This is a genomic window from Escherichia sp. E13S3 (assembly GCF_004212325.1).
Lineage (GTDB): Bacteria > Pseudomonadota > Gammaproteobacteria > Enterobacterales > Enterobacteriaceae > Escherichia.
The window spans coordinates 64,058-77,218 of the sequence record NZ_RHJR01000012.1; the positions used below are offsets into that span (position 1 = coordinate 64,058).

Annotated in this window: 13 protein-coding genes and 2 pseudogenes; 10 read left to right on the forward strand and 5 right to left on the reverse strand. The window is 47.0% G+C overall.

All coding sequences use genetic code 11. The features are described 5' to 3' along the window. Positions 1-340 precede the first annotated feature (340 nt). The 3 genes from ompC to ttcA all read left to right on the forward strand — a co-directional run bounded on the left by ompC (position 341) and on the right by ttcA (position 3,144). Entirely contained in the window at positions 341-1,459 is a 1,119-nt protein-coding gene (ompC, locus tag D9597_RS12435) for a porin OmpC (RefSeq protein WP_130222724.1), read from the forward strand. Positions 1,460-1,598: 139 nt separating this feature from the next. Next, positions 1,599-2,033, forward strand: coding sequence for a universal stress protein UspF (gene uspF / locus D9597_RS12440; RefSeq protein WP_130216116.1), 435 nt, complete (start codon positions 1,599-1,601; stop codon positions 2,031-2,033). 175 nt (positions 2,034-2,208) lie between these two features. Further along, a complete protein-coding gene (ttcA, locus tag D9597_RS12445) occupies positions 2,209-3,144 on the forward strand; it encodes a tRNA 2-thiocytidine(32) synthetase TtcA (protein ID WP_130216114.1) in 936 nt (311 codons plus the stop codon). 126 nt (positions 3,145-3,270) lie between these two features. On the opposite strand, the gene dbpA is transcribed toward ttcA, so the two are convergent. From dbpA to zntB, 3 genes are all read right to left on the reverse strand, one after another. Further along, complete coding sequence (gene dbpA / locus D9597_RS12450) at positions 3,271-4,644, reverse strand: ATP-dependent RNA helicase DbpA (RefSeq protein ID WP_130222726.1); 1,374 nt, start codon at positions 4,642-4,644, stop codon at positions 3,271-3,273. A 29-nt stretch (positions 4,645-4,673) separates the two neighbouring features. Next, complete coding sequence (gene ynaL, locus D9597_RS23520) at positions 4,674-4,847, reverse strand: protein YnaL (protein WP_276319618.1); 174 nt, start codon at positions 4,845-4,847, stop codon at positions 4,674-4,676. 274 nt (positions 4,848-5,121) lie between these two features. Beyond that, positions 5,122-6,105 carry a zinc transporter ZntB gene (zntB, locus tag D9597_RS12455; RefSeq protein ID WP_130208765.1) on the reverse strand — a complete coding sequence of 328 codons (984 nt, stop codon included), beginning with the start codon at positions 6,103-6,105 and terminating at the stop codon, positions 5,122-5,124. A 256-nt stretch (positions 6,106-6,361) separates the two neighbouring features. Between zntB and D9597_RS12460 the strand changes: the two genes are divergently transcribed. Next, positions 6,362-7,594, forward strand: a complete 1,233-nt coding sequence (locus D9597_RS12460) for a sensor domain-containing diguanylate cyclase (RefSeq protein WP_130216110.1) — start codon at positions 6,362-6,364, stop codon at positions 7,592-7,594. A 30-nt stretch (positions 7,595-7,624) separates the two neighbouring features. Here D9597_RS12460 and smrA read toward each other — a convergent pair whose 3' ends face one another. Continuing rightward, positions 7,625-8,188: a DNA endonuclease SmrA gene (gene smrA, locus D9597_RS12465; protein ID WP_130208769.1), complete on the reverse strand. Its 564-nt coding sequence runs from the start codon at positions 8,186-8,188 to the stop codon at positions 7,625-7,627. A 271-nt stretch (positions 8,189-8,459) separates the two neighbouring features. On the opposite strand from smrA, the pseudogene D9597_RS23585 reads away from it, so the two are divergent. The 5 genes and pseudogenes from D9597_RS23585 to uspE all read left to right on the forward strand — a co-directional run. Further along, a pseudogene (locus tag D9597_RS23585) lies at positions 8,460-8,564 on the forward strand (AraC family transcriptional regulator); the annotation flags it as partial. Between the two features lie 274 nt (positions 8,565-8,838). Next, positions 8,839-8,984 (forward strand): annotated as a pseudogene (locus D9597_RS23180) (AbgT family transporter); the annotation flags it as partial. Positions 8,985-8,994: 10 nt separating this feature from the next. Further along, entirely contained in the window at positions 8,995-9,510 is a 516-nt protein-coding gene (ogt, locus tag D9597_RS12470; RefSeq protein ID WP_130208908.1) for a methylated-DNA--[protein]-cysteine S-methyltransferase, read from the forward strand. Between the two features lie 194 nt (positions 9,511-9,704). Further along, on the forward strand, positions 9,705-10,457 hold the full coding sequence (fnr, locus tag D9597_RS12475) for a fumarate/nitrate reduction transcriptional regulator Fnr (protein ID WP_000611911.1): 753 nt from the start codon (positions 9,705-9,707) through the stop codon (positions 10,455-10,457). A gap of 150 nt (positions 10,458-10,607) precedes the next feature. Beyond that, complete coding sequence (uspE, locus tag D9597_RS12480; protein ID WP_130208771.1) at positions 10,608-11,558, forward strand: universal stress protein UspE; 951 nt, start codon at positions 10,608-10,610, stop codon at positions 11,556-11,558. 50 nt (positions 11,559-11,608) lie between these two features. On the opposite strand, the gene D9597_RS12485 is transcribed toward uspE, so the two are convergent. Then, positions 11,609-11,866, reverse strand: a complete 258-nt coding sequence (locus D9597_RS12485) for a DUF2534 family protein (protein WP_130222728.1) — start codon at positions 11,864-11,866, stop codon at positions 11,609-11,611. A 243-nt stretch (positions 11,867-12,109) separates the two neighbouring features. Here D9597_RS12485 and ynaI point away from each other — a divergent pair, with 243 nt between their 5' ends. Further along, positions 12,110-13,141, forward strand: coding sequence for a low conductance mechanosensitive channel YnaI (gene ynaI, locus D9597_RS12490; RefSeq protein WP_130222730.1), 1,032 nt, complete (start codon positions 12,110-12,112; stop codon positions 13,139-13,141). The last annotated feature ends 20 nt before the right edge of the window (positions 13,142-13,161 follow it).

Below are 13,161 nucleotides of genomic sequence, written 5' to 3' on the forward strand. Positions count from 1 at the left end.
TCAAAAAAAAGCCCGAACGAAAGTTCGGGCTTGTCTTTTTATTCGTTGGAAAAACATTAGTAATGCAATGACCCAACCGAAAATAAAATCTGTGACAATAAAGGCATATAACCCGCGCAGAATAACCCATGCTTTATTAAATGTATAATTTTTATTTTGCATGATTCCCCAGCGATACATTCATCAAACTTATTACTATTTCCATAGAATTATTTGATTAAGGTTTTACTTAAGGCGTAACAAATGATATTTATCTGCTAACTGAACTTCTCCTTTAGGATGTTTTCATTCCCCAAACAGGGGAAATTAAGGCAAATAAAATAACTAAAGGATTTATTCAATGAAAAGCAAAGTACTGGCGCTCTTAATCCCTGCCCTGCTCGCCGCAGGTGCTGCACATGCAGCAGAAATTTATAATAAAGACGGCAATAAATTAGACCTGTACGGCAAAGTCGATGGCCTGCATTATTTTTCTGATAATGCGAATAGTGATGGCGATCAAACTTATGTGCGTTTTGGTTTTAAAGGCGAAACTCAAATTACCGATCAACTGGTCGGTTATGGTCAGTGGGAATATAACGTTCAGGCTAATGGCTCTGAAAATGATAAAGGCGACTCCTGGACTCGTCTGGCATTTGCCGGTCTGAAATTTGGTGACTTCGGTTCATTTGACTATGGTCGTAATTATGGTGTGATGTACGACATCGAAGGCTGGACAGATATGCTGCCTGAATTCGGTGGCGACTCTTATACCAAAGCCGATAACTATATGACCGGTCGTGCAAACGGCGTCGCGACCTACCGTAACACCGATTTCTTCGGTCTGGTTGATGGCCTGGACTTTGCGTTGCAGTATCAGGGAGCGAACGAAAACCAGGTTAGTCATGAGCAAGAAGGTACTGCAAACGGTGGCAGTCGTAATATTAAGAATGCCAATGGCGACGGTTTCGGTATCTCCTCTACCTACGACTTAGGTATGGGGGTGAGCATTGGTGCTGCGTATACCAGTTCTGATCGTACCAACCAACAGGCTGAATTCTCTACTGCAAAAGGCGATAAGGCTGACGCATGGACGGCAGGGGCAAAATACGATGCTAACAATATCTACCTTGCAACCATGTACTCTGAAACCCGTAACATGACGCCTTACGGCAATTCAGCAAATACGATTGCCAACAAAACCCAGAACTTTGAAGTTACTGCCCAGTATCAGTTTGATTTTGGCCTGCGTCCGGCAGTCTCCTTCCTGATGTCTAAAGGCAACGATTTGGTCGGTACTGATGGCGATAAAGATCTGGTTAAATACGCCGACGTTGGCGCAACATATTATTTCAACAAAAACATGTCCACCTATGTTGATTATAAAATCAACCTACTAGATGAGGATGACAGCTTCTACGCTGCGAACGGTATCTCTACCGATGATATCGTTGCTTTAGGTCTGGTATACCAGTTTTAATCTTGCCTGCCCGCCGTTTGGCGGGCATTTTCTTCATATTTATCCTCCCTTGATCTAAATTAAAAATGTGAACTCCGTCATTACACAAAATGAGTCATCTGGCGTTACACTTTATGCGGATACTAAAACAGGAGGTTTTATGAACAGAACGATTCTTGTCCCTATCGATATTTCAGATTCAGAATTAACTCAACGTGTGATTAGCCACGTTGAGGCAGAGGCAAAGATTGATGATGCAGAGGTTCATTTCCTGACGGTAATACCTTCGCTACCCTACTATGCCTCTCTGGGATTAGCGTATTCCGCAGAGTTACCGGCAATGGATGACCTGAAAGCGGAAGCCAAATCGCAACTGGAAGAAGTCATTAAAAAATTCAAACTGCCGACTGACAGAGTGCATGTCCATGTTGAAGAAGGTTCGCCAAAAGACCGTATTCTGGAAATGGCGAAAAAAATCCCTGCTCACATGATAATCATTGCTTCTCATCGACCGGATATCACCACCTACCTGCTCGGCTCTAACGCCGCTGCCGTAGTACGTCACGCAGAGTGCTCAGTGCTGGTCGTGCGCTAACACTAACGCCCGCAGACCGCTGCGGGCTTTTTGATTCATTTCGCAAATGTGCTGACATTTTCCCCTCTAATCCGTACCATACACGCCACAGTTTTTATATCAGATTTCTTATGCTGGGCGTTCCGGCATGACGCATACTTTTCTGATGCCATATAACGAATTGAGTCGCTATTAAATGTCGCAAAATCAAGAAATTAGTAAGAAAGAACAATACAACCTGAACAAATTGCAAAAACGTCTGCGTCGTAACGTGGGCGAAGCCATTGCTGACTTCAATATGATTGAAGATGGTGACCGCATTATGGTTTGCCTCTCCGGGGGCAAAGACAGCTATACCATGCTGGAGATCCTGCGTAATTTGCAGCAAAGCGCGCCAATCAATTTCTCGCTGGTTGCCGTTAACCTCGACCAGAAACAGCCAGGTTTCCCGGAACACGTCCTGCCGGAGTATCTCGATAAGCTGGGCGTTGAGTATAAGATTGTTGAAGAGAATACTTACGGGATCGTAAAAGAGAAAATCCCTGAAGGAAAAACCACCTGCTCGCTCTGCTCTCGTCTGCGTCGCGGTATCCTTTATCGCACCGCAACAGAACTGGGAGCCACGAAAATCGCACTGGGTCACCACCGCGACGATATCCTGCAAACGCTGTTCTTAAATATGTTCTACGGTGGCAAGATGAAGGGGATGCCACCGAAACTGATGAGCGATGATGGCAAACATATCGTGATTCGTCCGCTGGCCTACTGCCGCGAAAAAGATATTCAGCGTTTTGCCGATGCGAAAGCGTTCCCGATTATTCCATGTAACCTGTGCGGTTCACAGCCTAACCTGCAACGTCAGGTGATTGCCGATATGCTCCGCGACTGGGATAAGCGTTATCCGGGACGTATCGAGACCATGTTCAGCGCGATGCAGAATGTGGTGCCGTCTCATCTGTGCGATACCAGTCTTTTCGATTTCAAAGGCATTACCCACGGTTCAGAAGTGGTTAACGGCGGTGATCTGGCGTTTGATCGCGAAGAGCTCCCACTACAACCGGCGGGCTGGCAGCCTGAAGAAGACGAAAATCAGCTGGATGAACTGCGCCTGAATGTGGTTGAAGTGAAATAATCAGAATAGCGCCCGATACGCAAGCTTATCGGGCTACTCATGTAGGCCGGATAAGACGCGGTCCGCGTCGCATCCGGCAATGCCGAAGAAGATGTTTATCCTTGCATCAGGCAATTCAACATTTCGTTATTTTAACAGCCGTACCCGGCAAGTTTTTCCTTTAATCTTGCCGCCCTGTAACTGCTTCCATGTCTTATGAGCAACCGCCTGTCGCACTGCGACATAGACATGCGCTGGGTGCACGGTGATTTTGCCAATATCCGCACCATCAAGCCCGATATCTCCTGTCAGCGCGCCTAATACATCACCCGGACGCATTTTGGCTTTTTTCCCGCCATCGATACACAACGTTGCCATTTCTGCCTCCAGCGACACAATGTCCCTGCTGGCTGGTAACGTTTGCCAGTTAAGTTTCATCTGCAACATGTCGGCAATGATATTGGCGCGCTGTGCTTCTTCTGGCGCACAGAAACTGATTGCCAGACCGCTATTCCCGGCACGCGCCGTACGCCCGATACGATGCACATGAACTTCAGGATCCCACGCCAGCTCAAAGTTCACCACCAGTTCAAGCGATTTAATATCCAGACCACGCGCAGCGACATCGGTCGCTACCAGCACACGAGCGCTACCGTTGGCAAAACGAACCAACGTCTGGTCGCGATCGCGCTGTTCCAGATCGCCATGTAACGACAATGCACTTTGCCCTACTTCATTCAGTGCGTCACACACAGCCTGGCAATCTTTTTTGGTGTTACAAAACACCACACAAGACGCTGGCTGATGCAAACTTAATAACCGTTGCAACAACGGAATTTTGCCCTTGCTGGATGTCTCATAAAATTGTTGTTCAACAGGCGGCAGAGCATCTGTTGTGTCTATTTCAATCGCCAGGGGATCTCGTTGTACACGACCGCTAATCGCGGCGATCGCTTCCGGCCAGGTGGCAGAGAAGAGAAGCGTCTGGCGAGAAGTTGGCGCAAAACCGATGACTTCATCAATTGCGTCGCTAAAACCCATATCCAGCATACGGTCGGCTTCATCCATCACCAACGTATTCAACGCATCTAACGAAACAGTGCCTTTTTGCAGGTGATCCAGCAAACGCCCCGGCGTTGCCACGATGATATGCGGCGCGTGTTGCAGTGAATCGCGCTGAATGCCAAACGGCTGACCGCCGCATAAGGTCAAGATCTTGGTATTTGGTAGAAAACGCGCAAGCCGACGTAACTCCCCTGCGACTTGATCCGCCAGTTCACGAGTCGGACACAGCACTAAAGCCTGAGTCTGAAACAGCGACGCATCAATTTGCTGTAACAACCCGAGGCCAAATGCCGCGGTTTTTCCGCTGCCGGTTTTCGCCTGCACGCGAACATCTCTTCCAGCAAGGATCGCCGGAAGTGCGGCGGCCTGCACCGGTGTCATGGTTAAGTAACCCAACTCATTAAGGTTAGTGAGCTGGGCGGGAGGCAAAACGTTCAGGGTAGAAAAAGCGGTCACAATCTATTCTCGTGGTCATCAGCGCAAAGTTAGCAGGCGCGTATCCTCGCAGATCTACGCTCACGTTGCGACAATTTAATCGGTTCTTCATCGGGCGGCGGGTCGGGCATAGGTTGTGGACGAGGGATTGGATCGGGGACTGGGACGGGATCGCCAGGAATCGGTTCAGGGACAGGAATTTGCAAATAAATGAGTGTCATCATATTTCCCTTTGGTCATTGGGTAGACTCTTAAAGGGTAGACGTTGACAGATAACAGACAAAAAAAAGCCGACTTATCTAAGTCGGCGTCGTACGAATCAATTGTGCTATGCAGTAATTCAAAAAAGGAAGTAAGACAATATGGAGCGCAACGCCCATCGCTTGACGTTGCATTCACCTGCGTGAAAGATATTGCCCTGATTGGGTAGAGAGTTTATTGACCTCGCTCAAACTTTACGGCGTTTTTGTATACAGAAACCCGGAGAAATTGCTTTTGTTACAACCATTTACTACGATGCAACCATAAAGCAACACCACCAATAAGAACAACTAACAGAATACAAAAAAGCGAAAAACCAAATTGCCATCCTCCACCGGGAATACCGCCGAGGTTAACGCCAAATAGCCCGGTTAAAAATGTACTGGGTAAAAAGACCATTGCCATCAATGACATTGTGTAAGTACGGCGGGCTAAATTTTCCTGCATCACTTGGGCGATTTCGTCCGCCATCACGCCAGTTCTCGCAATGCACGCGTCAATCTCATCCAGACCGCGCCCAAGACGGTCAGCAATATCCTGCATTCGGCGCCGTTGATCGTCATTCATCCAGGGCAGGCGCTCACTGGCAAGGCGAGCATAAACATCTCGCTGCGGCGCCATATAGCGACGCATAACAATGAGTTGTTTTCGTAGTAGTGCCAGGAAACCGCGCGGCGGAATTTGTTGATCAAGTAAATTATCTTCCAGGTCGATAATTTTATCGTGCAGTTGCTCTATAAACTCATTGGAGTGATCGGTTAATGCATCACACACATCCACCAGCCAGCCTCCGCAATCAGTCGGGCCGGTCCCCTCTTCCAGATCGCTAACTACATCGTCTAACGCCAGTACTTTACGTTGTCGGGTCGAGACAATGAACCGACCGTCCATATAAACACGCATGGCAACCAGCTGGTCGGGACGTTCATCAGTACTGCCATTAATGCAGCGCAACGTAATCAACGTCCCTTCACCAAGACGGCTGACTCTGGGTCGCGTGCTTTCCCCTGCCAGCGCGTCACGCACGTTATTTGGGAGCAATGGCGTCGTTGCCAGCCACTGCGCGCTGTCATGGTGCACATAATTAAGGTGGAGCCAGCAGGGATGCTCTTCATCTATCTCATCTGTATTTTCCAGCGGTTTAACGCCGCCTTTACCATCCAACATCCAGGCAAATACTGCATCCGGTACATTTATGTCCGCTCCCTTAATCGTTTCCACAGTGCCTCCATTATCAATGCTTTATTTTGTAGTCTAGTCTTCTGGTTATCTTACGCAACATCTCCTCACCCCATTACCCTGAAATGATTAATAAAATCCTGTCAAAACTAAATACAGAAAGCAAAATACTTTTCATGATTAGAAAAGGGGTAAAGTGTTAAATAGCGTCTATCATTATCAGAATTATCTGATCATTTGTGGTGGCATTTTTGCGATCAGATAACAATAGAAAATTGATAAAAATAACGGGATTTCAATGACTACGCACAACTTCAATACCCTGGACTTATTAACCAGTCCTGTCTGGATCGTTTCCCCCTTCGAGGAACGGTTAATTTATGCCAATAGCGCTGCGCAACTGTTGATGCAAGAACTCACTTTTAGTCAGCTACGAACCGGCCTCTATTCCGTCTCCTCCCAAAACGAACTACCAAAATATCTCGTAGACCTGCATAACCAACTCGATATTGTAGAAATTCTCACGGTCAAGCGTAATGGTGAAGAGACAGCACTAAGCTGTCGGTTAACCCTCAAAGAGATTAGTGATACTGGGGAAGTGATCATATTTGAAGGGATGGAGACACCCGCAAGTCTGGGCTTAAAAGCCAGCCGATCTGCAAATTATCAGCGTAAAAAACAAGGGTTTTATGCGCGTTTTTTTCTGACTAATTCCGCGCCAATGCTGTTGATAGATCCCTCGCGTGATGGCCAAATTGTCGACGCCAATGTGGCCGCACTCAATTTCTATGGCTATAACCATGAAACAATCTGTCAGAAACACACCTGGGAAATTAATATTCTTGGGCGTCGTGTGATGCCTGTCATGCATGAAATTTCACGTTTACCCGGCGGACATAAACCTCTTAACTTTGTCCATAAGCTGGCAGATGGTTCCACTCGCCATGTGCAAACTTATGCCGGGCCAATTGAGATTTATGGCGACAAGTTAATGTTATGCATCGTGCATGACATTACCGAGCAAAAAAGGCTGGAACAACAACTGGAACACGCGGCTCACCATGACGCGTTGACGGGGTTACTTAACCGCCGACAATTTTATCACATCACCGAGCAAGGCCAGATGCAGCATCTCGCAATCGCTCAGGATTACAGTTTGCTGCTTATCGACACCGATCGTTTTAAGCATATTAATGACCTGTACGGTCATCAGAAAGGTGATGAAGTTTTATGCACTCTGGCACGTACGCTCGAAAGCTGCGCTCGCAAAGGCGATATGGTGTTTCGATGGGGAGGTGAAGAGTTCGTCTTGTTATTACCCAGAACTCCGCTGGATACCGCAATTTCTCTCGCTGAAACTATCCGATTGAGCGTGGCAAAAGTGAGTATTTCTGGCTTACCGCGTTTTACGGTCAGCATTGGCGTGGCACATCACGAAGGCAATGAAGGCATCGATGAACTGTTTAAACGCGTAGATGATGCGTTGTATCGGGCGAAAAATGACGGACGCAACCGCGTACTGGCGGCTTGATATTTTCACTAGCGCGGAAGCGTCAATGAATTATCGACTGCGTTTAGCGTGACGCTCCCAGTTTTCTTGTTTCGCCTGCGCTGTTTTACGCAGTGCAACGTAACACGCCCCGCTGCCGCCATGATGCGGTAGCGCGGTGCAATAAGCCTGTACATCATCAAACTCTGTCAGCCAACGTGCGACATAACTACGGACAATGTTGGCGTGAGACTTATCTTCTCTGCCTTTGCCGTGAATAATAAGTACATTACGCAAACCATCCGCCCGCGCCTGATGAATAAAACTAAACACCATTTTGCGGCACTCTTCCACCGACTGCCGAAGTAAATTCAGGCTAGCCTGTTGCGGATATTTGCCGCTGCGTAGCTTATCGATCACCCCATGTTGCAAACCTTCCCGACGAAATTCCAGGGGCTGATTTAGCGGGATGATGTCGAGAAATCCTGTGGTGAGGAAATTATCAAGTTGCAGCGTGTCTATACGCTGTGGCGCGCGTTGGTTACGCACAGGATGCCAGTGGACATCAGTAGCGCGTTTCAGTGGTTGGACATCTTCCATGGCGTCAAGAAACAGCGATTTGTCGTCAAGGTTCATGTAACCTCCTATGTACCTTCGCACGTCGTGATCCGGACGAGTTAATTGTTCATATATCTGATGCTTGCTGCATTGTTCACTTCGCAAGTTGAAGCAACATCTTGCTCCATACAGGCTAGTGTCTCCGCAGGCGGGGCATTTTATACCAGCCTGGTTGCAGTATCGAACAGTTTAGGCCGGGAGTGAGCCTGCACAGGCCCTAATTAAGGCGATTTGTCCATCAAGCAACCAATATATGATGACGGCAATTTGTTGCACTTCGCCTGAAATATACTTAAGCAAATCATTCTGCAATATGTTTAAACGCCGCACAGGTTAATCACCCGCTAAATTCACCAGTCGATTAACGATGCATGATTATTCAATCACGAGATGAACGTTTTAACTTATATTTTCGTGAAATCTGTCACTGAAGAAAATTGGCAACTGATGGGCAAAACCGTTATAACACTGTCACCGGCTGACAGGAAGCAGGCCGGATTCAAGACGCGGATGCACTGCTGTGTGTACTGTAGAGTCTGGCGGATGTCGACAGACTCTATTTTTTTATTCATTTGTCTGCATTGCAGAAAACCACATTCTCGCTGGTGTCGGGAGAAGTAACGAAGCGGCAGACGCATTTAGCCCGGAAATCCACTTCAGCGCTATCGTTCAAACCGGAAACTAATCCAGGTACCTACTATTCATTAGTCGTACCGTACCCTCTTATCTTCTTGTGGTATGGCTGCTAATGTTGCTTGCGTGGTATCTTGTCGGTCTGCTGATTAGTCCGGGGGTTTACCCACATTTATCTTAAGAGAGAACGGATGCTGAGATTACTTGAAGAAAAAATTGCCACGCCACTGGGTCCTCTGTGGGTTATTTGCGATGAACAATTTCGTCTGCGGGCGGTTGAGTGGGAAGAGTATAGCGATCGCATGGTGCAATTGCTGGACATCCATTATCGCAAAGAAGGTTATGAGCGTATTTCCGCCACCAATCCCGGCGGGTTAAGCGATAAACTTCGTGATTATTTTGCCGGTAATCTAAGCATTATTGATTCCCTACCCACTGCCACCGGCGGTACGCCATTTCAACGGGAAGTATGGAAAACGCTACGGACTATCCCGTGTGGACAGGTAATGCATTACGGTCAACTGGCAGAACAACTAGGCCGCCCAGGGGCCGCGCGTGCCGTCGGCGCAGCCAACGGTGCAAACCCGATCAGTATTGTGGTGCCTTGTCACCGGGTCATTGGCCGAAACGGCACGATGACAGGATATGCAGGCGGAGTGCAGCGAAAAGAGTGGCTATTGCGCCATGAAGGTTATCTTTTACTGTAAACATTAAGCAATTTGTGCCTGCTTGCTCACAGTTTTACGTAAAGTTACCCTTAACAATCTAAGGTTTTTCAATTAGATAGACATAAATTTACATCTATTATCGGAATTCTCCGCTGTTAAGGTTTGCTTAGACTTACTTGCTCCCTAAAAAGATGTTAAAATTGACAAATATCAATTACGGCTTGAGCAGACCTATGATCCCGGAAAAGCGAATTATACGGCGCATTCAGTCTGGCGGTTGTGCTATCCATTGCCAGGATTGCAGCATCAGTCAGCTTTGCATCCCGTTCACACTCAACGAACATGAGCTTGATCAGCTTGATAATATCATTGAGCGAAAGAAGCCTATTCAGAAAGGCCAGACGCTGTTTAAGGCTGGTGATGAACTTAAATCGCTTTATGCCATCCGCTCCGGTACGATTAAAAGTTATACCATTACAGAGCAAGGCGACGAGCAAATCACTGGCTTTCATTTAGCAGGCGATCTGGTGGGTTTCGATGCCATAGGCAGCGGTCATCATCCAAGCTTCGCCCAGGCACTGGAAACCTCGATGGTGTGTGAAATTCCGTTCGAAACGCTGGACGATCTGTCCGGTAAAATGCCAAATTTGCGCCAACAAATGATGCGTCTGATGAGCGGCGAAATTAAAGGCGATCAGGACATGATCCTGCTGTTGTCGAAGAAAAATGCCGAAGAACGTCTGGCTGCATTTATCTATAATCTGTCCCGTCGTTTTGCCCAACGCGGCTTCTCCCCTCGTGAATTCCGCCTGACGATGACTCGTGGCGATATCGGTAACTATCTGGGCCTGACGGTAGAAACCATCAGCCGTCTGCTGGGGCGCTTCCAGAAAAGCGGCATGCTGGCAGTTAAAGGTAAATATATCACCATCGAAAATAACGATGCGCTGGCCCAACTAGCCGGTCATACACGCAACGTCGCCTGATTTTTCCGCATAAGTCACTATCCTTCTGTCATATCATTAAATTTTTCTCATTTATTGATCTGGCAGAAGGTTCATCACTGTTTCATTCACCAGATCCAGGTTACTCTTTTAATACAAACTGCATTGACAGTTGTTGTAAGGAGACTCTGTATGGCTATGTATCAGAACATGCTTGTTGTTATCGATCCTAATCAGGACGATCAACCCGCATTACGGCGAGCTGTTTATTTGCATCAACGGATTGGTGGCAAAATTAAAGCCTTTTTGCCTATTTATGACTTCTCATACGAGATGACTACCCTACTCTCCCCGGACGAGCGGACCGCCATGCGTCAGGGCGTCATTAGTCAGCGTACTGCGTGGATCCACGAGCAGGCGAAATATTATCTTAACGCTGGCGTTCCCATTGAAATTAAAGTGGTCTGGCATAACCGTCCTTTCGAAGCCATCATTCAGGAAGTACTTAGCGGTGGGCACGATCTGGTGCTAAAAATGGCGCACCAACATGACCGCCTGGAAGCGGTGATTTTTACTCCAACAGACTGGCACCTGTTACGCAAATGCCCGAGCCCGGTGTGGATGGTGAAAGACCAACCGTGGCCGGAAGGGGGTAAGGCACTGGTGGCGGTGAATCTCGCCAGCGAAGAGCCGTATCATAATGCGCTCAATGAAAAACTGGTGAAGGAGACGATCGAACTGGCGGACCAGGTCAACCACACCGAGGTACATCTGGTTGGTGCTTATCCAGTAACCCCCATCAATATTGCGATTGAACTGCCGGAATTTGATCCAAGCGTTTATAACGATGCTATTCGCGGGCAACATTTACTGGCGATGAAAGCCCTGCGGCAGAAATTCAGCATTGACGAGAAAATGACGCATGTCGAAAAAGGTCTACCGGAAGAAGTGATTCCCGATTTAGCGGAGCATTTACAGGCAGGGATTGTGGTTCTGGGAACCGTAGGACGCACTGGTATTTCTGCGGCATTCCTTGGCAATACGGCGGAACAAGTGATTGATCATCTTCGCTGCGACCTGCTGGTGATTAAACCCGACCAATACCAGACACCTGTCGAACTGGATGACGAAGACGACGATTAATCGTTCGTCACTTGCTTTCAAGGCCCGAAGTTACGGGCCTTTTCTTTTACTTACTTCTCATCTCCGCCAAGGAAATAAATACCCAGCGGGATTGCCAGTAACACGGTAAAGACCAGACTATAGACAAAAATCATCGATGACTGAATCACATACATTGATGTCGTCCATTCGGACAGCGGGATATTGTATTGTTCAATAACACCACCGATAGTCGCGCGAGTCACTACCGACGCCGCAATAATGAAAACCGCCAACAAACCTATGAGAAACTTTCTCCCCTTCGCTGACTTCAGTTTCGCCATGATCATAATGTAATCCTTTTGCAGATAAACCCTTTGTTACTTGTGTGTAACAATACCATGACATTTTGGTGTTGTCTGCTCTGAAAGCAATAGATTGTCGCGTAACATATCATCAACTCGTTGATAAATTAGCTAATGTTGCTACTTCCTTCCCTGTCTATTGATGATATGCATGAATTATCGCGATAAAATAACCCCGCCAGGGGTTTCCGGCATGACGTCAACAATCTGGAGGAGCCTGATAAAACAATGATCGCTGAACTGTTTACAAATAATGCGCTTAATCTGGTCATTATTTTCGGTAGTTGCGCAGCATTGATTCTTATGAGCTTTTGGTTTCGCCGTGGAAATCATAAAAGAAAAGGATTCTTATTCCACGCAGTGCAATTTTTAATCTACACCATAATTATCAGTGCTGTTGGTAGCATCATTAATTATGTCATCGAAAACTACAAACTCAAATTTATCACACCGGACGCCGTTGATTTTATCTGTACGTCGCTGATAGCCCTTATCCTGACGGTTAAGTTATTCCTTCTAATCAATCAGTTTGAACGGAAGCAGATTAAAAAAGGCCGCGATATTACCAGTGCACGGATTATGTCGCGGATCATTAAAATCAGCATTATCATCGTCATTGTTCTGCTCTATGGCGAACATTTCGGCATGAGCCTTTCAGGCTTGCTGACTTTTGGCGGTATTGGTGGCCTTGCAGTGGGTATGGCCGGTAAAGACATTCTGAGTAACTTCTTTTCCGGCATTATGCTCTATTTTGATCGCCCCTTTAGTATTGGCGACTGGATCCGTTCTCCTGACAGAAATATCGAAGGAACGGTGGCAGAAATTGGCTGGCGAATGACTAAAATCACCACATTTGATCATCGTCCGCTGTACGTGCCGAACTCACTGTTTTCGTCGATCAGCGTAGAAAACCCAGGACGAATGACCAACCGTCGTATTACTACGACCATTGGTTTACGTTATGAAGATGCGGCTAAAGTGGGCGTTATTGTCGAAGCGGTACGCGAAATGCTTAAAAATCATCCCGCCATCGACCAGCAGCAAACCCTATTGGTTTATTTCAACCAGTTTGCCGATTCGTCGCTAAATATTATGGTTTATTGTTTTACCAAAACCACGGTTTGGGCCGAATGGCTTGCTGCCCAGCAGGACGTATATTTGAAAATTATCGATATTGTACAGTCGCATGGCGCAGATTTTGCCTTCCCCAGCCAGACATTGTATATGGAGAATAACACACTACCAGAACAGGTGAAGTAATAACCTGCAGAAACTGGATG